Origin of the sequence: Arsenophonus apicola (assembly GCF_020268605.1) — a bacterium.
In the GTDB taxonomy this organism is placed as follows: Bacteria; Pseudomonadota; Gammaproteobacteria; order Enterobacterales; family Enterobacteriaceae; genus Arsenophonus; species Arsenophonus apicola.
The window spans coordinates 966,176-989,513 of sequence record NZ_CP084222.1 but is presented as its reverse complement, the minus strand read 5'-3'; the positions used below and the strand labels follow the sequence as shown (position 1 = coordinate 989,513).

Sequence of the window (23,338 nt, the reverse complement as noted above, 5' to 3'; positions counted from 1 at the left end):
AATGTCGGGCTCTTAAAAAATTGACCATAATTTGGTCATTTTAATTAAGATAATATGTTTAACTAACGAGATATAACCATTTGATTAATATTAGAATTAATTATCTTGTTATCGTTATCGTCTCTATAATTTCTGTTGGTGTCATTGCACTTAATATTGAGTGGCCCAACCAGCAGCAAGACCAGGTGAAGAGAATTATTTCTCGTGGTGAACTACGTGTAAGTACCATTAATTCACCACTTATGTCCTTTAACGATAAGCAAGAAGCAAGCGGATTTGATTACGAACTGACTAAACGCTTTGCCGATTACCTTGGCGTAAAGCTACGTATCAATGTACGTTCAAATATCAATCAACTTTTTAATGATCTTGAAAACGGTAATAGTGACTTCATTACTGCAGGACTTCTTTACAATGAGAAGCGCCTCGATAAAGCACAGCCGGGCCCTGCCTACTATACCGTTTCACAACAACTGATTTATCGTAAAGGGATAAATCGTCCACGATCCTTGAATGATGTAAAAGGCAAGTTTGTCGTTGCCATTGATTCAGTACACGCTAGTACATTGCAACGGTTGAAGCAAAAATATCCTAATCTTCAATGGGAAGAAACCAGTCATTATAATGCGACTGAGTTATTACAACTGCTAGCCGAAGGGAAAATTGATTATACTATAGAAAACTCTATTGTCGTCGCCATGCAGCAACGTATTCATCCAAACATTGCGGTAGCTTTTAATGTTAGCGACGATCATAGCCTTAATTGGTATATGAAACGTTCAAAAGATAATAGTCTAAATGCAGCAATGTTAGACTTCTTCAATAAAAGCAAAGAAGAAGAACTTTTAACACGCCTAGATGAAAAATATTTTGGCCATGTAGCTAGCTTTGATTATTTTGATACGCTTACTTTTATTACTGCGATTAATAAAACTTTGCCAACCTATAAACATCTGTTTAAAAAATATGCAGAAAATATGGATTGGCGTCTACTCGCAGCAATTTCCTGGCAGGAATCACACTGGGATCCACTTGCCACATCACCAACTGGGGTTCGTGGTTTGATGATGCTAACGGTTCCTACTGCACAAACTATGGGTGTGTCAGATAGGCTGGATCCAGAGGAAAGTATTAAAGGTGGCGCCGCTTATTTACAATACCTAATTTCACGCTTACCAACCACTATTGCGCCTGATGATCGCATTTGGTTTGCATTATCAGCTTATAATATGGGGTTGGGACATATGCTTGATGCCAGGAAACTGACACGCATGCAAGGCGGTGATCCAGACAGTTGGTTAGATGTAAAAGCCAGACTTCCCTTACTTAGCAAGAAAAAATATTTTGCTAAATTAACTTACGGTTATGCGCGTGGTTATGAAGCCTATCGCTATGTGGAAAATATTCGCCGTTATCACCAGAGCTTGGTGGGTTACCTACAGAATAAGGAAATGAATCAAAATATGCAGCTTGCTGCCAGGGATCCTCTTTTATTCTCTAGAACCAGTAGCAAAAAAGAGAGTAGTGATTAATTTAGCCAAAAATCACTAAATAGTATTAGCCTCTATTTCTGCCTAAGTAGCCTCACTAAGCTACTTAGGCAGATTTAATTTAGCAACGTGGCGCTTTCTTGGCCAACTTTTTTTCTGCTCGCCGCTGTTTAAAAAAACAACTTAACATCTCCGAACATTCATCGGCCAAAATCCCTCCCAATACCAAAATACGATGATTCATATCAGGATGATTAAAAACATCAATTACTGATCCCGCAGCACCGGTTTTTTGATCCGGGGCACCATAAACCAAGCGACCAATACGTGCATGGATCATAGCCCCAGCGCACATAATACAAGGTTCTAGTGTCACATAAAGGGTAGTATTAAGTAAGCGATAATTTTGTAAATATTGACCACCTGCGCGCAAAGCTAAAATTTCTGCATGAGCGCATGGATCATGAGCGGAAATAGGATGATTGCAACCTTCTGCAATCAATTTATCTTCATGTACCAATACTGCACCTACTGGAATTTCACCTTTTGCTTGCGCATTTTCTGCGAGTAAAATAGCTTTTTGCATCCAATAAACATCTTTTTCGGCTTGCTCCACGAATAAAAACCTCAAAAATTAACTTACACGACAAAAATTGTTATAACATAATATCAATTTATGGTTTAATGAAACTAATGAAGATAGTTAATCACGTTGATAAACTATCTGTAAAATAATCTATGCTATTACTTAAAATTAGCCTATTTGACCTTGCACATCTTTAAATTAAAGATAATAACCTATTTAACATGTGTATATTAAATGATAAAAAAATTAATAAATAACAATCAGTATTTTTGGCTAAAAATATTGCTCCTTACTATATTATTCAGCCTAATTCATTATGCTATGGGCTACCCAGCAAGGCTAAACTATACAGCGGGTATCGTCGCATTACTCATCGTTATCAGTCCATTACGGATAATATATAGTGGGTTTATTATCATATTCTCAGTTATTGCAGCGCTATATTTTCCAGCCAGGTTTCTGTACGGTGCGCCCTCACTCACCATAGCAACATCGGTTACTTATACCAATTTACATGAAGCAATAGAATTTATTACTAATATTCCATACTATCTTTACGCCGGCTCAGTATTTATTTTGCTGTTCGGTTTTTCCTGTGCAAAATTTAAGCTTAAAAGCTCAAAAAAAATAAAGATTTGGGCTTTTATTACCTTTGTACTGTTTCTTCTCTATGGTCCAATAAAAGATTATAAAGAAATGGGTAAATTTGATATTTTAAATAGTGGTTATCCTGAAATTAAATTTATCAACGATTTTTACTATGCTAAACAAGAGGCGACAAAACTTTTTAGTTTAATTGCGCAGAAAGATGATTTCCAACCAAACAATGCTGCCACACCTTATGATACCTATGTTATAGTGATTGGAGAAAGCGCCAGACGTGACTTTATGCATGTTTATGGCTTTCCAATTAATAATACCCCATTTATGGATAGTGCAAATGGTATTATATTTAATCATTATATTTCAGCCGCCTCAACAACCGTACCATCATTAACTCATTCCCTAGCTCAGCCACCTAAATTAGCCAATAATATTATTGCACTCGCTAAAAAATGGGGATTTACCACCTATTGGCTATCAAATCAGGGAGCGGTTGGTATCTATGACACACCGATTGCCTCAATGGGTAAAAAAGCCGACCAGCCGTTTTTCCTTAAAAGAGGAAGTTATAATAATAGTAAAGATACCAACGATGATGAATTGCTACCGCAAATCGCGGCAGCAATCAAAGCTCCTCCTGCCAAAAAATTGATTATTGTTCATTTAATTGGCAGCCATCCCCGTGCCTGCGTAAGAACTGATAATCATTATGATATCTTTTATAAAAGTAAAGAAATCTCATGTTATATCCAGAGCATAAAAAATACTGATAAGCTACTAGCAACGATTCATCAATATTTAACTAACAGCCAGTCAAAATGGAGCATGATATACTTTTCTGATCATGGTCTGGGTTTCGTCAATAAAAACAATCCGAGTGACCTTAAACTCACCCATAACGACCAATATCGTCAGGATTACGAAGTACCACTGTTTATTAGTGCTTATAATTCTAACGACCGGCAGTACATCAACGCTGCCAGAAGTGGAATTAACTTTTTAAGTCTATTTTCTGAATGGTCAGGTATTGACCATCCCAGTATTGACCATTCCTGTAATATGATTTCAAACGATATTTGTTCACAACAAAATAGTGTCATTGACTTTAGCAATAAACGAATTGACTATACAAAATTACCGGCCGATATGGCACCATAGCAGTATGCCAAAGAGCAAACCGGTTAATAAGGTAATAATATTATTGTTTTAGCGTGATAATTTACGCTAGACAATATAAAATAAGCTGTGTTTATTTTCGCTTCAAGCCTAATAATAAATGCAGCTTTTTACTTACTTAATAATATAACTAATATTTTAAATAAAGCTTAAAATGTCACTATTAATTACTCATCGCTGTATCAACTGTGATATGTGTGAACCAGAATGTCCTAATGAAGCGATTTCAATGGGAGAAGAATTTTACCAAATCAACCCCAATCTCTGTACTGAATGCATTGGCCACTATGATAAGCCAACTTGCCAATCCGTTTGTCCGATCAGCAATACCATTATTAAAGATCCGAATAACACTGAAACAGAAGAACAATTATGGGATAAATTTGTCTTATTACACCATGCCGATAAAATTTAACTTTCCATAATCACCGTGGCACAAGCATAATTTTGTTCATCAGATAATGATACATGTATGTGTTGCACACCTAATGAATCAGCCAATATTTTTGCTTGCCCTAACAAATTCAGCCCTGGCTTACCTAATTCATCATTAAAAACTTCAAATTGATTAAGTGCTAAACCATTTCGAATACCGGTTCCTAAAGCTTTTGCCGCTGCTTCTTTGACAGCAAAGCGCTTTGCCAAAAAACGGACTGGCTGAGAGTGACTTTGATATTGTCGCCATTCTTGAGCAGACAATATACGTTTTGCCAGGCGTTCTTCTAAACGCTCGATAATCTGCTCTATACGTATAATTTCAACCAAATCGGTACCCAATCCAATAATCGCCATTAACCACGCGCCTCACGAAGAATTTTCTTCATATCACTGACCGCCATTGCCATACCACTAAAAAGGGCTCGCCCAATAATCGCATGACCAATATTAAGTTCATATATATCTGGCAACTGTGCAATACGCTGGACATTATGGTAAGTTAGCCCATGACCCGCATTGACCTTAAGCTTTTTCGCCGTAGCATAACTTACCGCTTGCTTGATACGTTTAAACTCTTCTTCCTGCTTTAACTCGCTGTTAGCGTCAGCATAAGCACCGGTATGAATTTCAATAAAGGGCGCCCCAATTTCCACTGCCGCATCAATTTGTTTATCGTTAGGAGCAATGAATAAAGAAACCGTGATACCTGCTTCGGCTAATCGTTTGACAGCCGTTGCGACTAACGCTTGTTGGCCAACAACGTCAAGCCCACCTTCCGTCGTAACTTCTTCACGTCGCTCTGGTACCAGGCAACAAAATTGAGGTTTGATCTGACAGGCAATATTGACCATCTCATCTGTTATTGCCATCTCCAGATTCATCCGCGTTTGTAACATTTGGCGAAGTAACTTAACGTCACGATCAGTAATATGGCGGCGATCTTCACGCAAATGGACGGTGATCCCATCTGCACCCGCCTGTTCAGCAAGAAATGCCGCATGTATTGGATCAGGATATTGAGTTCCCCGTGCATTACGCACTGTCGCAACATGATCAATATTAACGCCTAATAATAACTCTGCCATATTAAACTCCTGTTATCCATTTCATAGTTAGAATTTCGTTTATCCATGCAATCATAATATCTTGAAATAGGTGTTAGTGACCCCACTTCAACGCGTTTTAGGCAATATAAGCTGGCAAAAAAGCTCGCGGCTTTTTAATGGACTTCCCCCTAAATAAGGTTTAAGCGCAACGCGTGTAAAACGTTTTGCTGCTCTCAATGTATCAATATCAGGAAACTCACGATAGGCAAATGCCTTAAGCTGCTTGCCGGTAAAACTCAAGTGATCAATAACCAAACTGGCAATAAAACCTTTCTCTTGCCGGTAACGGTAAGTCATGCTATCTATCACCGGTTCACCGCTACCAGAGCAGTGTAAAAAATCAACACCATAACCTAAATGAGATAACAATGATAATTCAAAACGACGCAATGCATGTTCTGGCGTAGATTCACTGCCAGCCAATATCTGCAAACAGGTAAGGTATTCAAAAAATAGGCTTTGAAAAGGGATGTTGTAGGCTAAAACTCGCGCAAGCAATTCATTAACATATAGACCGCTGTACAGCACGGTACCGGTAAATGGTAGCGCTAAAGAAATTGGTTCTGCGCCACGTAACGTTTTCATTTCTCCCTTGCCTCCCCAACGGATCAGCAAGGGCGTAAAGGGTTGTAAACAGCCTTTTAGATTAGAACGACGGCTACGAGCACCTTTGGCCAATAGTCGAATTCGACCCTCATTTTCGGTGAAAAAATCTAATAATAAGCTCGTTTCACTATAAGGGCGAGTATGAAGTACAAATGCACGTTGCCAACCGTCCACTGAAATCCGCCTTAATGAAGATCATCTATATAGCCTAAACTACGCAGTGCACGTTCATCATCAGCCCATCCAGCTTTAACTTTGACCCAAAGTTCAAGATGAACTTTAGTCGCAAAAAGTTTTTCCATATCCATCCGAGCTTCAATGCCAATTTTCTTAATTTTGCTACCTTTATTGCCAATAACCATTTTTTTCTGGCCATCTCTTTCAACCAGAATCAGACCATGAATGTTATAGCCACCGCGTTCATTTACCACAAATTGTTCAATTTCAACTGTGACCGAATAGGGTAATTCATCACCAAGAAAACGCATTAACTTCTCACGAATAATTTCAGCAGCCATAAAGCGTTGTGAGCGATCGGTAATATAGTCTGCTGGAAAATGATGCGCCGCTTCTGGCATATGTTGTCGAACAATTTTAGTAATAATATCAATACCAGTACCTTTTTCCGCACTAATCGGCACAATATCCAGAAAATTCATTTGCTTACTAAGAAAGCCAATATGAGGCAGTAAGCGGGTTTTATCCACTACATTATCAATTTTATTGATCACTAATAATACCGGGCAAGGCACATGACGCAGTTTATTTACCACCATCTCATCATCGATTGTCCAATGTGTACCTTCAACAACAAAAATAATCAGTTCCACATCACCAATTGAACTACTTGCTGCCCGATTCATTAAACGATTTATTGCGCGCTTTTCTTCTACATGCAATCCGGGGGTATCGACATAAATTGTTTGATAATTACCTTCTGTCTCAATTCCCATGATGCGATGACGGGTTGTCTGTGGTTTACGTGAAGTAATAGAAACCTTTTGCCCAAGTAATTGGTTCAGTAATGTTGATTTACCCACATTTGGACGCCCTACAATAGCGACAAATCCACAATAGGTTTTCGGTTTGCTCATTCAAGCTCCAATATTTTTAATGCCTGCTCAGCGGCTGCTTGTTCAGCCTTACGACGACTTGAACCCACTCCTTGAACAGGTTCCTTTATGCCACTAACCTGACAATGAATAGTAAATTCCTGATCGTGCGCTTCACCGCGAACTTGAACGACCAAATAATTCGGTAAAGGTAGATGGCGTCCCTGTAAATACTCTTGTAAACGTGTTTTAGGATCTTTTTGTTTATCGCCGGGACTAATTTCTATTAATCGAGTGTCATACCAGGCCAAAACAATTCGTTCAGTGGTTTGAATATCACTATCTAAAAAAATACTGCCAATTAAAGCTTCGATAGTATCTGCCAATATTGATTCTCGACGAAAACCACCGCTTTTTAATTCACCTGGCCCTAAGCGCAAGCATTCTCCCAAATCAAACTCTCGTGCAAGCTCAGCCAGAGTATTTCCTCTGACCAATGTTGCGCGCATACGACTCATATCACCTTCATCAACTTTAGGAAAACGATGGTAAAGATCATTAGCAATCACAAAACTAAGAATTGAATCGCCTAAAAATTCCAATCTTTCATTATGACTACTACTGGCACTACGATGAGTTAATGCTTGTTTCAATAATTCAATTTGTTTAAAAGCATAACCAAGCTTACGCTGTAGCTGTTTAATTTCTTGCCGCTCTGACCACTCAATTAAAGAAGAATTCATGTGCTACCAATTATTTTATTATCAAATTACAAAAAGCATACGCAACAGATCTGTAAAATTAATTTTTACAAAGCTGCTGCGTTGGTAGGTTTCCTGATATCACTTAGGAAACCATCATATTTGATTGTCTCGCTATATTCTATCTCGATTGCTATATAAATCAATTTAGCATCAATGATTAGTTTATTTTATTAGTTAATTGCACCAATTCGACTTAAACGCACCCCAGTTGGCCATTCACCCTCGTGCTTATCAAGACTAAACCAGATAATAACGGCACGCCCAACTAAATTTTCTTCAGGTACAAAACCCCACATACGGCTATCTGCACTATTATCCCGATTATCTCCCATCATAAAATAGTGTTTAGGCGGAACAATCCATTCATTGTCTGGTAAACCGGGCTGTTGATAACGTGACTGGGTATATACCTGTGGGATCACTAAGATTTCATGGCTAACATCATCTAATTTTTCAATTCTTTCCGCTTGACGTAATGCGTTAGTTGGAACTGGTTCACCCAATGGAATTTGATAACCCCCTTTCTGGCTTTCTACCATTGAATCCATATTAAAAAATAAGGCCCATTCACTCTCTTTTAATGAAGAATAGATAATTGGTAATGCTCGCGCACAGTTTGAACTTGAACAATTCGGGTATATGCGTAACTCTTTTTGTTCAGGATCATAAACAATTTTATCACCAGGTAGACCAATAACACGTTTAACAAAATCTACACTAGGATCTTTAGGATATTTAAAAACCGCAATATCACCACGTTTAGGTTTTCCTGTTTCCAATAAGGTTGTTTGTGTAACAGGATCTTTTAATCCATAAGCAAACTTTTCTACTAGTATAAAATCACCAACCAATAAAGTAGGCATCATTGAACCTGATGGAATTTGAAACGGCTCATAAATAAATGAGCGTATTACTAATACAATCGCTAATATCGGAAAAATAGATGAACAAGTATCAACCCATGATGGTTTATGTATACTTTCAGCTAAGTGCGTCTGCTCTACGCTTCCCTCAATCACCTTTTGCTGCTGTGCCATTTTTTTCTTGCGAGCAGGAGCTAATTTAAAACGATCAATAAGCCAGATAATCCCTGTAATTAAGGTCGCCAGCGTCAAAATCAAAGAAAAAGTGTTAGCCATTATGACTCCTTATAACGGTTAGTTATCTTTACCTACGTGAAGGATAGCTAGGAATGCTTCCTGCGGTAGTTCAACATTACCAACCTGCTTCATTCGTTTTTTACCTTCTTTCTGTTTCTGTAGTAATTTTTTCTTACGGCTAACATCACCACCATAACATTTAGCTAATACATTTTTACGTAATTGTTTCACCGTTGAACGCGCTATAATGTGGGTACCAATAGCGGCCTGAATTGCAATATCAAACTGCTGGCGCGGGATCAGATCTTTCATTTTATCTACCAGCTCACGACCCCGGTATGGTGCATTTGCACGATGCGTAATCAATGCTAAAGCATCCACTCTTTCACCATTAATTAACACATCTACACGCACCATATCCGCCGCTTGGAAACGGACAAAACCATAATCTAATGAAGCATATCCCCGAGAAGTCGATTTCAAACGATCAAAGAAATCTAACACCACCTCAGCCATAGGAATTTCATAGGTTAATGCGACCTGATTACCATGATAGACCATATTAGTCTGCACACCGCGTTTTTCTACACATAACGTAATGACATTACCAAGATATTCCTTCGGCATTAGCATGTTACATTCTGCAATGGGTTCACGTAATTCATTTATGTTATTAAGCGCCGGTAACTTAGAGGGACTATCAACATAAATGACATCACCATTCGTTAACTCAACTTCATAAATAACTGTAGGTGCAGTGGTAATAAGATCCAGATCATATTCACGTTCCAAACGCTCCTGGATGATCTCCATATGAAGTAGACCAAGGAAACCGCAGCGAAATCCAAAACCTAAAGCAGTTGAACTCTCTGGTTCATAAAATAACGAAGCATCATTCAAACTTAATTTAGCTAAAGCGTCACGAAATGCTTCATAATCATCAGAGCTAACGGGGAATAAACCGGCGTAAACCTGTGGTTTTACTTTTTTAAAGCCAGGCAACGCCTGTTCAGCCGGATGACGAGCACCGGTCAATGTATCACCAACCGGCGCGCCGTGAATATCTTTTATGGCACAGACCAACCAACCTACTTCACCACAATTTAACTGTTGGCGATCAATGCGTTTGGGTGTGAAAATACCTAAGCCATCAACATTATAAAGCTGACCTGAGCTCATCACTTTAATTTTATCGCCTTTACCAAGAGTACCATTTTTAATTCGTACCAGCGAAACAACGCCTAGGTAATTATCAAACCACGAATCGATAATCAATGCCTGCAAAGGAGCTGCCGGATCACCTTTTGGCGGTGGGATCTCTTTAACCAAACGTTCAATTACTTCCTGTACCCCTAACCCAGTTTTTGCCGAACAACGAACCGCGTCATGTGCATCTATGCCAACGATATCTTCAATTTCTTCAGCCACCCGATCAGGCTCAGCCGCTGGTAAATCGATTTTATTTAGCACAGGAACAACTTCTAAATCCATTTCAATAGCGGTATAACAATTAGCAAGGGTCTGCGCTTCCACACCTTGCCCGGCATCAACAACCAGTAATGCGCCTTCACAAGCAGCTAAAGAACGGGATACTTCATAAGAGAAGTCCACATGACCGGGAGTATCAATAAAATTAAGCTGATAAGTTTCGCCGTCACTGGCTTTATAATCAAGGGTAACACTCTGGGCTTTTATGGTGATCCCTCGTTCTCGCTCCAAATCCATCGAGTCTAATACCTGGGCGGCCATTTCACGATCAGAAAGGCCACCGCAGATCTGAATAATACGATCCGACAGAGTTGATTTACCATGATCAATGTGAGCGATGATGGAAAAATTTCTTATATGTTTGATTTTCAAGGTTATATCTTCTTCTAAATGGCCTTATAAAATCAGTTTTAGCGATAGTTTAGCCTACAAAGCTAAAACTAATAAAAGCTGTTATAACAATCTTGGGAATGCATTTTACATATAAGCGACAAACAACTCAAAGAATCATTAATAATGAAAAGTCGTTTTTATGAATAAGGCGTTTATACGCATGATTAGTGACGATTTGTTTTTACTATCGATAAGCATTTTGACTGACTATGTCATTCATACTTGCTCTTTTAATTCATTAGGCGGTAAACCGATTTGCAAAATGGTGGGGTGATATAGGGTTTCTTTTTCCCAATAATGCGCAATTTTTTTTGCCAGAAAAAAACCAACACTTGCACCAACAACGGCACCAAAAAAGATAATTAATTGATTTAAAAAGAAAAATTGCATAACGCCACCGGCGATAAAAAGCCCAAGTAATGGGGTAAGGTAAACAAGCATGGCTGAACGTAATAAACTGCCTTCTGGGATCCCTACTTCCACTTTCTGACCAACAACCAGAGGCTGGCTGATCTCAAGTTCTAATTGATACTCAGTTTTCGGTCCTATTTTATTTAGAATATAAGATCCGCAGGTTGAACGAGCAGCGCAACTACCACAACCGGAATTAGAACCATATCGCAAAACAACACGACCATTATGCCAACGCACTACCGTGGCCCACTCTTTAACCATTAATTTGCCTCTTTAAAACTAATATTAGCAGCAATCTGACTAGCAGTTAACAAAGGTAATTGACCAATAACTGTAATTTCGTATTGCCCCTTTATTACCGTGTAAATGGTTAAACCACCTTTACGAAATGGCTGTTCAATAAGTGGTCGCTCTCCTGCTTTAGTGACATTAATAGAAAAACTAAATAACCCATCACCAAATATCATGGTCTCTAATGATTCATCGGTTGCTATCTCATTACAGCTACGAGATATTTCTTCAAATCCCAACGGAAGTTGGTTTACTTGCCAGTTAAATTGCTTAGTAATTGATTTGGGAATAAGTAACAAAGGAGGCATATTCAATGATGCAATCACTTGCATCGATTTTAGCAACTCTTGACTATTAAAAACTACAGAAACAACTCTAAATTGTTCCAATATTTCATTTTTACTATCTAATAGATCAATGCGCATTGGTAACTTGGTTTTTTCATCAATTAATAAGATATAGCCAAACCGTGAATTGTCTTTTGGGATAACCCGAATAACCTGACAGCTTATATCACCTATATGCGTTCTGCCTAACTGAATAAAATTGTAATAAGATTGCAGTTTAGTAAAATTAGCAAAAACAACTGATGGTAAATAATCAACGATATAAGAGCCATCTAGGGTAAAAGAATCAAAGCCTGGCTCAAAATAGCTAATTTGATTACCTTTTTGAATAATTTCACGACGAGAGCTATCCATCTGCATTATTTGAGCAATGGGTTTATTGTTAATAATGACATGACGATATCTGATCGGCGTTATACCTTGAGGGTTGATAATAATAAATGATAACTCGTAAGGTAAAGATTTTACCGCATTACCCATATCAGTTAATAAAATTTCAGCCGATAATTCTTTAGCATAGGAATGTAAAGGCAACAATAAACCGCCCAGCAAAAAAAAGAGGGCGGATAACCAATGCTTCATTACTGCTATTCTGCTCCTGAGTGAGTTTTTTCCACTACTGGTGAAGACGATGTTACGCTTTGATTCAGCATTGAACGACGCTCAAGTTCATATTGCTGTAACATCAAACCAAGTCGGCGATTACGTTGTTCTAACTGTTCGGTTTGCGGTTGAGCAAACAATTGATCATTGGAAACATTTAAACTCACAGGCGACGCAGCACCCATGATAGGTACTGTATTAAATATGGGTGAGTCAGATTTGCCATCCGTCTCTATATTAGACGTATTATAATTCTGCACACCAGCAATAACAGCTACGGCAACACTAGCTGCTACACCAACTTGCGTTATCTGATTAGCCCAAGGGCGAAGCTTACGCCAAAAAGGCATTAAACGCCAGCTAGCTGGCTCAGGTTGTGACTCCGGTATTGCATCAGGCGCAATTTGGATAGGCTCACTTGCCAGCGCCTGCTCTACTTTACCGGTAATATCAAGATGAATAACTTCGTTGATATCGCCTCTCAAACTGTCGCGGATAAGATGGTAGCTCTCCCATCGTTTCTGTAACGAAACATCTTGTAAAATGGTATGGATCAATTCTGAATCAAAGATCTCTCCATCCATTAAAGCGGAAAGTCTCTCTCTATGCATGCCAAAGTACCCTTCAGTAAAATGTGAACCACACTTAATTTCGTATTAGCGGTTGCACTTTATTATCAATAGCTTCCCTTGCCCGAAAAATGCGCGAACGAACTGTACCAACAGGACAATCCATAATAAGCGCTATCTCCTCATAACTCAGTCCATCTAACTCCCTCAGCGTAATTGCCAGGCGTAAATCTTCAGGAAGTGACTCTATGGTCCGGAAAACTACCTTTTTCAATTCTTCTGACAACATTAAATTCTCAGGGTTCGAAATTTCTTTTAATGCATTAGAAGCTTCAAAATTTTCTGCATTAACTACATCCAAATCATTCGATGGCGGTCGACGTCCTTGGGATATAAGATAATTTTTAGCTGTATTGACTGCGATCCGATAAAGCCAAGTATAAAATGCGCTTTCACCACGAAATAAACCGATAGCGCGATAAGCTTTAATAAATGACTCTTGGGCTACATCCGGGACATCTCCCTGCGGTACATAACGAGAAACAAGGCTCACAACCTTATTCTGGTATCGAATAACCAGTAAATTAAAAGCTTTTTTATCCCCTTTTTGTACCCGTTCAACCAGCACCTGGTCTGTCAACTGCTCGCTCATCCGAGGTCACTTCTCCCGAAAATAAGCCTCATATTTTCCTTATTTGAACCCGCCATGTTTTCTCTCATTTGTAAGCAAGCATTTTTTTGAGTGACAAAAACTTGCAAAGTTCCAGTCAATTTAAATTATTTCATATTCAATTTAAGCTAAACCATAAGAAAAGTTCTTTCAAGGCCACCATATTTACTCTAAATAAAAGAATAGGCTAACATGGTAATTTACTCTATTATCAAAGCTCAGTAATCAAACATTATGCCATCAACACAACACTATACGGACATTTTAATCATTGGTAGTGGCATCGCCGGTCTATCGTTAGCGCTTCGATTAGCATCACAATACCAAATAACCATACTTAGTAAAAACATTTCAACTGAAGGCGCATCTTACTATGCCCAAGGTGGAATTGCAGCGGTTTTTGATCAAACAGATAGCATAGCAGCCCATGTTAAAGATACTTTAATTGCTGGGGCCGGGTTGTGTGATAAAAAAACCGTTGAATTTGTCGCCTGTAATGCTTACCACTGTGTACAGTGGTTAATTGAGCAAGGTGTTTTATTTGATAAACAGATCAATCAAGCGGGTAAAGAACAATATCATTTAACAAAAGAAGGTGGCCATAGCCATCGTCGTATTCTTCATTATGCCGACGCAACAGGTAAACAGGTAGAAACAACCTTGGTTGAAAAAGCTATTAAGCATCCGAATATCACGATTAAGGAGCAACACAATGCTATCGATTTGCTCCGTTCAGACAAAGATCCAGCGACAATTACCGGTGCTTACATTTGGGATCTCGACCAACAACAGATTGTTATTTGTCATGCAAAAGTAACTGTATTAGCAACCGGAGGAGCCGCTAAAGTATATCAATATACCACTAATCCCGATATTTCATCAGGCGATGGCATTGCCATGGCCTGGCGAGCCGGTTGTCGGGTGGCTAATCTTGAATTTAATCAATTTCATCCGACTTGTCTTTATCATCCACAAGCACGCAATTTTCTACTAACCGAAGCTTTACGAGGTGAAGGTGCCTATCTTAGACGACCTGATGGTAGCCGCTTTATGCCCGATTTTGATAAAAGAGCGGAACTCGCCCCTCGTGATATTGTTGCTCGTGCCATTGATCATGAAATGAAACGTTTAGGGGCAGATTGTATGTTTCTTGATATTAGCCATCAGCCCGAAAGCGCGATAAAACAACATTTCCCAACTATCTATCAAAAATTAGCCACATTAGGTATTGACATGACTAATGAGCCAATTCCAATTGTACCGGCTGCCCATTATACTTGCGGTGGTGTTATGGTTGATCAGTATGGTCAAACGGATCTGAGACACCTCTATGCTATTGGTGAAGTTAGTTATACCGGGTTACATGGTGCCAACCGGCTAGCATCAAATTCATTATTAGAATGTCTTGTCTATGGATGGTCTGCGGCAAAACAGATAATGCAACAAATCGAACAAATTGATAAACCGTCAACACTCTTTCAATGGAATGAAAATCAATGCCATGATTTAGATGAACAAGTTGTCATTCAACATAATTGGCATGAGTTAAGACTGTTTATGTGGGACTATATGGGTATTGTCAGAACGACCAAACGACTGACCCGGGCATTACATCGTATCCAATTACTACAACAAGAAATAGATGAATACTATTCAAATTTCCGTCTATCAAATAATTTATTGGAACTGCGTAACCTGGTACAAGTAGCTGAATTAATGATCCGCTGTGCACTTAAGCGTAAAGAGAGTCGTGGATTACATTACACATTAGATTATCCGCAACAGCAACCGGATGCTAAAGCGACTATTCTGAGCCCTTTCAATTAAATGACTAAAGAGGGGAATATAATTACCCCCTTTTATCTATACTGGACAAAGCTGCTAGCTGATTTGTCATTGATTGCTAATAATTCTTTATATCATCACTCAACAAACCATTTTAATAGATGAACAATTTGAGCGTTCTGTTTATAATCCATTGCCTAACCAGAGGTATACAATGACTGCAACTACATTTTCTGAACTTGAGTTAGACCAAAGTCTGCTCAATGCACTGGATGATAAAGGCTATGAGCGCCCGACAGCCATTCAGCTTGCAACTATCCCTGCCGCTATGGAAGGACGCGATATTTTAGGTTCATCGCCTACCGGAACAGGAAAAACCGCCGCTTATTTACTACCGGTGATCCAACACTTACTTGACTTTCCGCGTAAACGATCTGGACCTCCACGTATTCTGATTTTAGCGCCAACTCGTGAACTAGCAATGCAAGTGGCTGAACAGGCAAAAGCGTTAGCCAAATACACCCATATTGATATCGCAACCATTACCGGCGGGGTATCCTATGTTAACCACGCTGAAATTTTTAGTGAAAATCAAGATATTGTTGTCGCAACTACTGGACGCTTATTACAGTATATTAAAGAAGAAAATTTTGATTGTCGGGCAATTGAAACCTTAATTTTAGATGAAGCCGATCGAATGCTTGATATGGGATTTGCCAACGACATTGAAACTATTGCAGGTGAAACACGTTGGCGCAAACAAACTATGTTATTTTCAGCAACACTCGCAGGTGAAGCCATTCACGATTTTGCTAATCGGTTACTGAATAATCCTCATGAAATTGATGCTGATCCTTCAAGACGCGAACGAAAAAAGATCCAACAATACTATTACCGCGCTGATAACCTCGAACATAAAACCGCACTACTTTGCCATCTACTAAAGCAACCCGATGCTACCAAATCGATTATCTTTGTCCGCAAACGCGAAAGAGCGCATGAGTTGGTTCAATGGTTACAGCAAGCCAATATAAAAACCTGGTTACTCGAAGGAGAAATGGTTCAGGCAAAGCGGACTGAAGCGGTTAAACGTCTAAATAGTGGACAAATTAACGTCTTAGTGGCAACCGATGTGGCCTCACGTGGCCTAGATATTGACGATATTAGTCATGTATTCAACTTTGACTTACCGCGTACTGCTGATGTCTATTTGCACCGTATTGGTAGAACCGCACGCGCTGGGCGCAAAGGAATAGCAATTAGCTTAGTCGAAGCCCATGATCAGCCGCTATTAGGTAAAATCAGCCGTTATCTTAAAGAGCCATTAAAAATACGCGTCATCGATAGCCTTCGGCCAACCACAAAAGCACCGTCTGAAGGTTCGTTACGTAAAGCCAAACCCTCGAAAAAAATTCGACTAAAACGGCAAGAAAAGAAAAAAACTGACCAACAACAAAAGAAAAAAACCAAAGAGCGCCATCGCGACAGTAAAAATATCGGTAAACGTCGTAAACCATCAGTAAAGCAAACTGATAACAGCGAATGATTATCCCAACCACTTATTAATTTTTCTGCTTAACTAACAAAAATTAACAGCCTGAAACCATTATCAGGCTGTTAGATATTATTTCTCAACTTATTAAGTACTATTTAATTATAAACTTTGCGTAAAAGTACGCGTAATTACATCACGTTGCTGCTCAGGTGTTAAGGAATTAAAATGCACTGCATAACCTGAAACCCGAATGGTTAATTGTGGATATTTTTCCGGATTTTCAATCGCATCTTCTAAAGTTTCACGAGATAGAACATTAACATTAAGATGTTGTCCTCCTTCTACCGCTACCTGCGGTTTAACTTCAAGGGGGATTTCCCGATATTCAAATGAACCTAACATCTTCTTGGCAACAATTTGTCCTTCATTAAAATCAGTTTTAGCGCAAATACAGCGAGCTTCATTTTTTTCGTCATCCAATAACCAAAAAGAATTTAATAATGCTGCATTATCTGCTTTAGTAATCTGTATACCAATAACCATGTCGACCTCCAAATTCGAACAAGATTAAAATAACAATTTGAAATTATTTTCAAATTTGCTATTTGCTATAACCATTATTTCTATAGACTATATAACAATTAAATATCGGTAATTCATTGATATAAATCAATAATTTCGGTTCGCAATTAATAATGAGATCGACAACTTTCTGTTTTAAATCAATTTTTTGTTTAAAAAAAATTTATATTTTTTAGAAAATAATTTTAATCCGAAAATTATAATGAAAAACAAGCGATTTCCGTTTTAAAATTTACCTCACATAACGTAAATGTTAAGTTAAACCTTATATTAATCAAAATCTAAAGGAATGGTTATGTCCGCTTTGCCCACCTGGCACGATGTCATCGGTTCAGAAAAAGAACAAGATTATTTCCGTAACACCCTGGCTTATGTTGCTAAAGCACGCCAACAAGGTACGACAATCTTTCCACCACAAAAAGATGTCTTCAATGCTTTCCGTTATACCGAACTGAGTGAAGTAAAAGTGGTGATACTAGGACAAGATCCTTACCATGGCCCTAATCAAGCGCATGGTCTCTCTTTTTCTGTCCGACCAGGTGTTCCTGCGCCACCTTCACTGGTTAATATGTACAAAGAACTTGCAAAAGATATTCCAGATTTCCACTACCCCAATCACGGTTATCTGGTCAGTTGGGCCCAGCAAGGAGTATTATTATTAAACACGGTTTTAACCGTGGAACAAGGCAAAGCACATTCTCACGCCCATCTCGGTTGGGAAACCTTTACCGATAAGGTAATTGCAGCAATTAATCAATACCGCACTGGTGTCGTTTTTTTACTGTGGGGTGCCCATGCACAGAAAAAAGGTCAATTTATTGATAACCATAAACATTTTGTCCTTAAAGCACCACATCCATCCCCTCTTTCTGCCCATAGAGGTTTTTTCGGTTGCCGACATTTTTCTAAAACCAATGAAATACTCATAAGACAGGGGTTAAGCCCTATTGACTGGACGCCGATCATTCCTGAAGAATAAACTGAATGCCACCACCATATGGGTGGCATTATCTGCATTTACTTTGCTTTTGACACAATCACCATTGCCGGACGCAATAAACGACCATTTAAGGTATAACCTTTTTGCATAACATCAATAACTTGGTTAGGTTCATGCTCTGCAGAATCGATCATCGTCATGGCTTGATGCTGTTCTGGGTTGAAAGGAACATTCTTCTCCGCTACTACCTTAATACCGTATTTGCCTACTGTGGCTAAAAAAGATTTTAAGGTTAATTCAAGTCCTTCCAGCATTGGTATTGATTCAGCTTTTTCCTTATCAACAAGTTCGATGGCCCTTTCCAGATTATCAATCACAGGTAGCAATTCATTAGCAAACCGCTCTAGAGCAAACTTATGCGCTTTTTCAACATCTTGCTCAGTACGGCGACGAATATTTTCCACTTCAGCCTTAGCGCGCAACAATGCTTCACGCTCACGTTTTTGCGCTTCTAGCAACTGCTGCTCTAATTCAGTAATCCGTGGATCAATTAATACTTCTTCCGTAGAACTCACTGGTTGCTCGGTCTGAATTGCTGGTTCTTTTGCCTCATTTTTTTGTGATTTTTTTGATTCTTTTTGTTTAGAGGCTTGCTCATCATGCACTTTATGATCTTTACTACTCATGAGTATCTCCACATTCTTTTTAGCATTAATCCAGATTATTAGCTTATTATGGGGATAAAAGTTTGGGATTCAAGAGAGCACGCCAACTTGTAAGAGGAAATAAACCATGCTGACCGGAAAACCAGCAAAAAAGGCATTATTTGAATATATTGGCATTGTCGGTCACCCTAGACATCCAGAGGCATTGGCAACTCATGAACAACTTTATAACTGGCTAAGAGCGCAAAAATATAAAGTTATTGTTGAACAACAAATTGCCCAACAGCTTAAGTTAAAAAATGCCAACATCGGTAGATTTACAGACATTGGTAAAACCGCTGATTTAATAATCGTTGTTGGTGGTGATGGTAATATGCTAGGCGCTGCTCGCGTCCTATCACGCTATGAGAATAAAGTTATTGGCATCAATCGCGGTAACCTTGGTTTTTTAACTGATCTGGGGCCAGATAACGCGCTACAGCAACTGACAGACGTATTAGCTGGCCATTTTTATGAAGAACAGCGCTTCTTATTGGAAACCCAAATCAGCAAAAAAAATCACAAACCGCGCATGAGTACGGCAATTAATGAAGTCATTTTACACCCAGGCAAAGTGGCTCATATGATCGAATTTGAAGTTTATATAGATGATCGCTTTGCCTTTTCTCAACGCTCCGATGGACTGATTATTACCACACCGACGGGCTCAACCGCTTATTCGCTCTCTGCCGGAGGCCCAATCCTCACCCCCAACCTTGAGGCTATCGCGTTAGTTCCTATGTTTCCGCATACTCTTTCATCACGACCTCTCGTTATCAGTAGTGACAGTAGTATTAAATTAAAATTTAGACAAAAAAACATCAATTATGAAATCAGTTGTGACAGCCAAATCATTTTACCTATCCAAGATGATGATGAGGTCTTAATCAAACGAAGTAATAAAAAACTTAATCTCATCCATCCAAAAGATTATAATTATTTCAATACATTAAGTTCAAAACTAGGCTGGTCAAAGAAAACCTTTTGATTTTTTTTAATTACTACTTTACTGTATAAAAAACCAGTTTATACTGTATTTATTAACAGTAGTGTTTTTACATACAGGAGAAGCACATGCTTATTCAATTAACCATCAATAATTTTGCCATTGTCCGCAAACTGGAAATTGATTTTTATCCAGGGATGTCCGCCATTACCGGCGAAACAGGCGCTGGTAAATCAATTGCAATCGATGCATTGGGTTTATGTTTAGGCAACCGAGCTGATACCAATATCGTGCGTCCTGGTGCTTCTCGTAGCGATATTTGTGCCCATTTCTCCCTTACTGACACTCCCACAGCACAAGATTGGCTAAAAAATTACCAATTAGATAACCATAATGAATGTTTGCTACGCAGAATCATCACGGCTGATGGACGATCACGCGGTTTTATTAATGGCACCGCGGTTCCCTTATCTCAATTACGTGAACTAGGGACATTACTTATTCAAATACATGGCCATTACGCTCACCAATTACTATTAGATAATCAGCATCAAAAATATCTGTTGGATACTTACGCCAACCAAACCGCTATCTTAGCTGAAATGAAATCAGCCTGGAAAAATTGGCATCAAAGCTGCCAAGAATTAACAAAATTTCAACAACAAGCCGCTGAACGCCTATCACGCCAACAACTTATTGAATATCATCTGAAAGAATTGGATGAATTAAAACCACAAGCGGATGAATATCAAAAACTAGAGCAAGAATATAAACAACTGGCCAACCATGAACAATTTCTTTCCTTAAGTCAAAATGCATTACAAATCCTTAATGACAATGAAGAACAAAATATTATCAGTATGCTAAATCATGTAAAGCAAGAGATTAATGAGCTTTCTTCTGTTAGTAATCAATTCAGTCATTTACTTGATATGCTTGAAGAAGCCTCGATCCAAATTCATGAAGTGAGTAATGAATTACGTCATTATGGTGACCGGACAGAGCTAGATCCTAGCCAACTATTCGAATTAGAACAACGCATCGCAAAATATGTCAATTTAGCCCGTAAACATCGCGTTGCGCCCGAATTACTGTTTGAATTACATCAACAACTACTGGCAGAACAAGAAAAGCTCAATCAGCAACAAGATGATTGTGACCACCTAACGACTCAAGTCGAAGGTCATCATCAATATGCGTTAGAAATAGCCAGCAAACTGCATCAAATACGGCAACAATATGCCAGTGAATTAAGTCAATTAATCACCAACAGTATGCATCAACTTTCAATGCCGCATGGCTATTTTACGGTTGATGTCAATTTTAATCCTGAACATTTACAAATTGATGGAGCAAGCCAAGTCGAATTCAACGTTACAACCAATCCGGGACAACCTCATCAAGCATTAATAAAAGTTGCTTCAGGTGGAGAACTTTCACGTATCGCACTGGCCATACAAGTGATAACAGCCAAAAAAATGGATACGCCCGCACTCATTTTCGATGAGGTTGATGTGGGGATTAGTGGTCCTACCGCCGCGGTGGTTGGAAAACTATTACGCGAATTAGGCAATTCAACTCAAGTTATGTGCGTTACCCATTTACCTCAAGTTGCAGCCTGTGGTCATCACCATTTTTATGTGAGCAAACAAACTAATGGTTGTGAAACAGAAACGCAAATGCAATTATTAGATAAAAAAAACCGCTTACAAGAAATTGCCCGGTTACTGGGCGGTAGCGAAGTAACTAAAAACATCCTAGCTAGCGCAAAAGATCTACTTGCTGCCTAAAAACATCCTCAACTTTATTGTATATTATGGCTCATAGAATAATGAGGAAAGGTTTTCAATTTCATCAATGTCGATTATTATCGATATTCTGACTCTCAAAGGAATATATGACCATGCGTTGTAAACTGTTAATTGCTGCTGCAATGTCTGTTGTTTTAACAGCAGGTTGTTCTATGGCAGAACGGCTTGTTTACCGTCCTGACATTAATCAAGGCAACTATCTTTCTGCCAGTGATGTTGCAAAAATCCAAAAAGGGATGACTCAACAGCAAGTCGCCTATACATTAGGCACACCAATGCTAAAGGATCCGTTTGGCCAGCTAATTTGGTATTATATTTTCCGTCAACAGCCTGGACATGAAAAGGTTAAACAACAAACATTAACCCTTACTTTTGATCGCAATGGTATTTTAGTCGATATCAAAAATAACGATAGCTTAGCAGCACAGAAAGCATCAACACTCATGTAACCCCTACGCAATGCTATTGATATTTATGTAAAATTATCACTAGACCGCCAATTAAACGGCAACACAATTGGCGGTCACTCTAGTTCATTACAAATAAGTTACTAAGATTTTTGTTTGGCTTTTTCTGCCCGCTTTCGCCGTATTTCTTTCGGATCAGCAAGTAACGGACGATAAATTTCAACCCGATCACCATCAGATAAAATATCGGATAATTTAGCGGGTCGACTATAAATACCCACTTTATTTTTACTTAAATCAATGTCATCACGAAGCGCCAAAATACCTGATTGCACAATCGCCTCTTCAACACAAGCGCCTTCTGCTAGCTTGACGTGCAACAGAAATTGCCTATCTGGCAATGCAAAAACCACTTCAATATCTATATCAGCCACGATAAACCTCGTGCGCCCGTTGAGTAAAAGCTTGCACCATATTTCCAGCCAGCTCTTTAAAAATACGACCAAAAGCCAACTCTATCAGTTTATTAGTAAATTCAAAATCAAGGTATAACTCTACTTTACAGGCATTTTCATTCAATGGTGTAAATAACCAATTACCCATTAACTTACGAAATGGCCCTTTTACCAGCTGTATTTTAATACTCTTATTATCCTTTAATATATTATGAGTAACAAAAGTTTTACTAATACCTGCTTTAGCAACCTCAACAGACGCGGTCATTTCATTATTAGCATAATTCAACACCCGACTACCCACACAACCGGGCAAAAATTGCGGATATGAATCCACATCATTGACTAAATTGTACATTTTCTCCGCACTATAAGGCACTAATGCAGAACGACTAATTTGCGGCATAACCATTCTCACCAAGTAAATCAAAAACAATAATAACATTGATATACACTGAAATAAAAATTCTGGGCGGCAACTTAGTCTAATAAATGCTCACTTAACACCAAATAATAG

Annotated in this window: 25 protein-coding genes; 9 read left to right on the top strand and 16 right to left on the bottom strand. The window is 38.7% G+C overall.

The features are described from left to right. The first annotated feature begins 80 nt into the window (after positions 1–80). Positions 81–1,532: a membrane-bound lytic murein transglycosylase MltF gene (mltF, locus tag LDL57_RS04370; RefSeq protein WP_180560287.1), complete on the top strand. Its 1,452-nt coding sequence runs from the start codon at positions 81–83 to the stop codon at positions 1,530–1,532. Positions 1,533–1,611: 79 nt separating this feature from the next. On the opposite strand, the gene tadA is transcribed toward mltF, so the two are convergent. Beyond that, a complete protein-coding gene (gene tadA / locus LDL57_RS04365) occupies positions 1,612–2,076 on the bottom strand; it encodes a tRNA adenosine(34) deaminase TadA (RefSeq protein WP_180560328.1) in 465 nt (154 codons plus the stop codon). A 234-nt stretch (positions 2,077–2,310) separates the two neighbouring features. Here tadA and LDL57_RS04360 point away from each other — a divergent pair, with 234 nt between their 5' ends. Both LDL57_RS04360 and LDL57_RS04355 read left to right on the top strand, forming a co-directional pair. Continuing rightward, the gene (locus LDL57_RS04360) at positions 2,311–3,837 is read left to right on the top strand and encodes a phosphoethanolamine transferase family protein (RefSeq protein WP_225507141.1); all 1,527 of its coding nucleotides are present in this window, start codon (positions 2,311–2,313) and stop codon (positions 3,835–3,837) included. 172 nt (positions 3,838–4,009) lie between these two features. Beyond that, on the top strand, positions 4,010–4,270 hold the full coding sequence (locus tag LDL57_RS04355) for a YfhL family 4Fe-4S dicluster ferredoxin (RefSeq protein WP_225507138.1): 261 nt from the start codon (positions 4,010–4,012) through the stop codon (positions 4,268–4,270). Here LDL57_RS04355 and acpS read toward each other — a convergent pair. The 11 genes from acpS to rpoE form a co-directional block, all read right to left on the bottom strand. Further along, positions 4,267–4,647 carry a holo-ACP synthase gene (acpS, locus tag LDL57_RS04350; protein WP_225507136.1) on the bottom strand — a complete coding sequence of 127 codons (381 nt, stop codon included), beginning with the start codon at positions 4,645–4,647 and terminating at the stop codon, positions 4,267–4,269. The genes LDL57_RS04355 and acpS overlap by 4 nt on opposite strands. Next, positions 4,647–5,378 (bottom strand): pyridoxine 5'-phosphate synthase, encoded by a 732-nt coding sequence (gene pdxJ, locus LDL57_RS04345; protein ID WP_180560283.1) that lies wholly within the window; start codon positions 5,376–5,378, stop codon positions 4,647–4,649. Before pdxJ ends, acpS begins: the two co-directional genes overlap by 1 nt. An 87-nt stretch (positions 5,379–5,465) precedes the next feature. Then, the gene (gene recO / locus LDL57_RS04340) at positions 5,466–6,179 is read right to left on the bottom strand and encodes a DNA repair protein RecO (protein WP_180560282.1); all 714 of its coding nucleotides are present in this window, start codon (positions 6,177–6,179) and stop codon (positions 5,466–5,468) included. An 11-nt stretch (positions 6,180–6,190) separates the two neighbouring features. After that, positions 6,191–7,099 carry a GTPase Era gene (era, locus tag LDL57_RS04335; RefSeq protein ID WP_180560281.1) on the bottom strand — a complete coding sequence of 303 codons (909 nt, stop codon included), beginning with the start codon at positions 7,097–7,099 and terminating at the stop codon, positions 6,191–6,193. Beyond that, positions 7,096–7,800, bottom strand: a complete 705-nt coding sequence (rnc, locus tag LDL57_RS04330; protein ID WP_180560280.1) for a ribonuclease III — start codon at positions 7,798–7,800, stop codon at positions 7,096–7,098. Before rnc ends, era begins: the two co-directional genes overlap by 4 nt. A 191-nt stretch (positions 7,801–7,991) precedes the next feature. After that, positions 7,992–8,960: a signal peptidase I gene (gene lepB, locus LDL57_RS04325; RefSeq protein ID WP_225507134.1), complete on the bottom strand. Its 969-nt coding sequence runs from the start codon at positions 8,958–8,960 to the stop codon at positions 7,992–7,994. Between the two features lie 18 nt (positions 8,961–8,978). Then, a complete protein-coding gene (gene lepA, locus LDL57_RS04320) occupies positions 8,979–10,775 on the bottom strand; it encodes a translation elongation factor 4 (protein ID WP_225507471.1) in 1,797 nt (598 codons plus the stop codon). 243 nt (positions 10,776–11,018) lie between these two features. Then, on the bottom strand, positions 11,019–11,477 hold the full coding sequence (rseC, locus tag LDL57_RS04315) for a SoxR-reducing system protein RseC (RefSeq protein WP_180560278.1): 459 nt from the start codon (positions 11,475–11,477) through the stop codon (positions 11,019–11,021). Next, positions 11,477–12,436 (bottom strand): sigma-E factor regulatory protein RseB, encoded by a 960-nt coding sequence (rseB, locus tag LDL57_RS04310; protein ID WP_180560277.1) that lies wholly within the window; start codon positions 12,434–12,436, stop codon positions 11,477–11,479. The genes rseC and rseB overlap by 1 nt, the downstream gene beginning before the upstream one ends. Positions 12,437–12,441: 5 nt before the next feature. Continuing rightward, complete coding sequence (gene rseA, locus LDL57_RS04305; RefSeq protein WP_180560276.1) at positions 12,442–13,068, bottom strand: anti-sigma-E factor RseA; 627 nt, start codon at positions 13,066–13,068, stop codon at positions 12,442–12,444. Positions 13,069–13,102: 34 nt separating this feature from the next. Further along, entirely contained in the window at positions 13,103–13,678 is a 576-nt protein-coding gene (gene rpoE, locus LDL57_RS04300; protein ID WP_225507132.1) for an RNA polymerase sigma factor RpoE, read from the bottom strand. A 252-nt stretch (positions 13,679–13,930) separates the two neighbouring features. On the opposite strand from rpoE, the gene nadB reads away from it, so the two are divergent. Beyond that, on the top strand, positions 13,931–15,523 hold the full coding sequence (gene nadB, locus LDL57_RS04295; RefSeq protein WP_180560274.1) for an L-aspartate oxidase: 1,593 nt from the start codon (positions 13,931–13,933) through the stop codon (positions 15,521–15,523). Between the two features lie 172 nt (positions 15,524–15,695). After that, a complete protein-coding gene (gene srmB / locus LDL57_RS04290) occupies positions 15,696–17,027 on the top strand; it encodes an ATP-dependent RNA helicase SrmB (protein WP_180560273.1) in 1,332 nt (443 codons plus the stop codon). 108 nt (positions 17,028–17,135) lie between these two features. Here the strand turns inward: srmB and grcA are convergent, their stop codons facing one another. After that, complete coding sequence (grcA, locus tag LDL57_RS04285; RefSeq protein ID WP_180560272.1) at positions 17,136–17,519, bottom strand: autonomous glycyl radical cofactor GrcA; 384 nt, start codon at positions 17,517–17,519, stop codon at positions 17,136–17,138. Between the two features lie 334 nt (positions 17,520–17,853). Here grcA and ung point away from each other — a divergent pair, with 334 nt between their 5' ends. Then, a complete protein-coding gene (gene ung / locus LDL57_RS04280) occupies positions 17,854–18,537 on the top strand; it encodes a uracil-DNA glycosylase (RefSeq protein WP_180560271.1) in 684 nt (227 codons plus the stop codon). A 38-nt stretch (positions 18,538–18,575) separates the two neighbouring features. Here the strand turns inward: ung and grpE are convergent, their stop codons facing one another. Next, the gene (gene grpE / locus LDL57_RS04275) at positions 18,576–19,184 is read right to left on the bottom strand and encodes a nucleotide exchange factor GrpE (protein WP_180560270.1); all 609 of its coding nucleotides are present in this window, start codon (positions 19,182–19,184) and stop codon (positions 18,576–18,578) included. Positions 19,185–19,290: 106 nt separating this feature from the next. Here grpE and nadK point away from each other — a divergent pair, with 106 nt between their 5' ends. The 3 genes from nadK to bamE all read left to right on the top strand — a co-directional run bounded on the left by nadK (position 19,291) and on the right by bamE (position 22,408). Then, complete coding sequence (gene nadK, locus LDL57_RS04270; protein ID WP_180560269.1) at positions 19,291–20,190, top strand: NAD(+) kinase; 900 nt, start codon at positions 19,291–19,293, stop codon at positions 20,188–20,190. Between the two features lie 86 nt (positions 20,191–20,276). Continuing rightward, a complete protein-coding gene (recN, locus tag LDL57_RS04265) occupies positions 20,277–21,938 on the top strand; it encodes a DNA repair protein RecN (RefSeq protein ID WP_225507130.1) in 1,662 nt (553 codons plus the stop codon). A gap of 113 nt (positions 21,939–22,051) precedes the next feature. Further along, entirely contained in the window at positions 22,052–22,408 is a 357-nt protein-coding gene (bamE, locus tag LDL57_RS04260) for an outer membrane protein assembly factor BamE (RefSeq protein WP_180560267.1), read from the top strand. Positions 22,409–22,509: 101 nt separating this feature from the next. On the opposite strand, the gene LDL57_RS04255 is transcribed toward bamE, so the two are convergent. Then, positions 22,510–22,800 carry an RnfH family protein gene (locus LDL57_RS04255; RefSeq protein WP_180560266.1) on the bottom strand — a complete coding sequence of 97 codons (291 nt, stop codon included), beginning with the start codon at positions 22,798–22,800 and terminating at the stop codon, positions 22,510–22,512. Beyond that, entirely contained in the window at positions 22,793–23,227 is a 435-nt protein-coding gene (locus LDL57_RS04250) for a type II toxin-antitoxin system RatA family toxin (protein WP_026821677.1), read from the bottom strand. The genes LDL57_RS04255 and LDL57_RS04250 overlap by 8 nt, the downstream gene beginning before the upstream one ends. Positions 23,228–23,338 lie beyond the last annotated feature (111 nt).

What these genes read in the sequence shown, in the direction of transcription:
- tadA (WP_180560328.1), bottom strand. Translation starts at nt 2,076, where the DNA reads ATGCAAAAAGCTATTTTACTCGCAGAAAATGCGCAAGCAAAAGGTGAA.
- LDL57_RS04360 (WP_225507141.1), top strand. Translation starts at nt 2,311, where the DNA reads ATGATAAAAAAATTAATAAATAACAATCAGTATTTTTGGCTAAAAATA.
- LDL57_RS04355 (WP_225507138.1), top strand. Translation starts at nt 4,010, where the DNA reads ATGTCACTATTAATTACTCATCGCTGTATCAACTGTGATATGTGTGAA.
- acpS (WP_225507136.1), bottom strand. Translation starts at nt 4,647, where the DNA reads ATGGCGATTATTGGATTGGGTACCGATTTGGTTGAAATTATACGTATA.
- pdxJ (WP_180560283.1), bottom strand. Translation starts at nt 5,378, where the DNA reads ATGGCAGAGTTATTATTAGGCGTTAATATTGATCATGTTGCGACAGTG.
- era (WP_180560281.1), bottom strand. Translation starts at nt 7,099, where the DNA reads ATGAGCAAACCGAAAACCTATTGTGGATTTGTCGCTATTGTAGGGCGT.
- rnc (WP_180560280.1), bottom strand. Translation starts at nt 7,800, where the DNA reads ATGAATTCTTCTTTAATTGAGTGGTCAGAGCGGCAAGAAATTAAACAG.
- lepB (WP_225507134.1), bottom strand. Translation starts at nt 8,960, where the DNA reads ATGGCTAACACTTTTTCTTTGATTTTGACGCTGGCGACCTTAATTACA.
- rseC (WP_180560278.1), bottom strand. Translation starts at nt 11,477, where the DNA reads ATGGTTAAAGAGTGGGCCACGGTAGTGCGTTGGCATAATGGTCGTGTT.
- rseB (WP_180560277.1), bottom strand. Translation starts at nt 12,436, where the DNA reads ATGAAGCATTGGTTATCCGCCCTCTTTTTTTTGCTGGGCGGTTTATTG.
- rseA (WP_180560276.1), bottom strand. Translation starts at nt 13,068, where the DNA reads ATGCATAGAGAGAGACTTTCCGCTTTAATGGATGGAGAGATCTTTGAT.
- rpoE (WP_225507132.1), bottom strand. Translation starts at nt 13,678, where the DNA reads ATGAGCGAGCAGTTGACAGACCAGGTGCTGGTTGAACGGGTACAAAAA.
- nadB (WP_180560274.1), top strand. Translation starts at nt 13,931, where the DNA reads ATGCCATCAACACAACACTATACGGACATTTTAATCATTGGTAGTGGC.
- srmB (WP_180560273.1), top strand. Translation starts at nt 15,696, where the DNA reads ATGACTGCAACTACATTTTCTGAACTTGAGTTAGACCAAAGTCTGCTC.
- grcA (WP_180560272.1), bottom strand. Translation starts at nt 17,519, where the DNA reads ATGGTTATTGGTATACAGATTACTAAAGCAGATAATGCAGCATTATTA.
- ung (WP_180560271.1), top strand. Translation starts at nt 17,854, where the DNA reads ATGTCCGCTTTGCCCACCTGGCACGATGTCATCGGTTCAGAAAAAGAA.
- grpE (WP_180560270.1), bottom strand. Translation starts at nt 19,184, where the DNA reads ATGAGTAGTAAAGATCATAAAGTGCATGATGAGCAAGCCTCTAAACAA.
- nadK (WP_180560269.1), top strand. Translation starts at nt 19,291, where the DNA reads ATGCTGACCGGAAAACCAGCAAAAAAGGCATTATTTGAATATATTGGC.
- recN (WP_225507130.1), top strand. Translation starts at nt 20,277, where the DNA reads ATGCTTATTCAATTAACCATCAATAATTTTGCCATTGTCCGCAAACTG.
- bamE (WP_180560267.1), top strand. Translation starts at nt 22,052, where the DNA reads ATGCGTTGTAAACTGTTAATTGCTGCTGCAATGTCTGTTGTTTTAACA.
- LDL57_RS04250 (WP_026821677.1), bottom strand. Translation starts at nt 23,227, where the DNA reads ATGCCGCAAATTAGTCGTTCTGCATTAGTGCCTTATAGTGCGGAGAAA.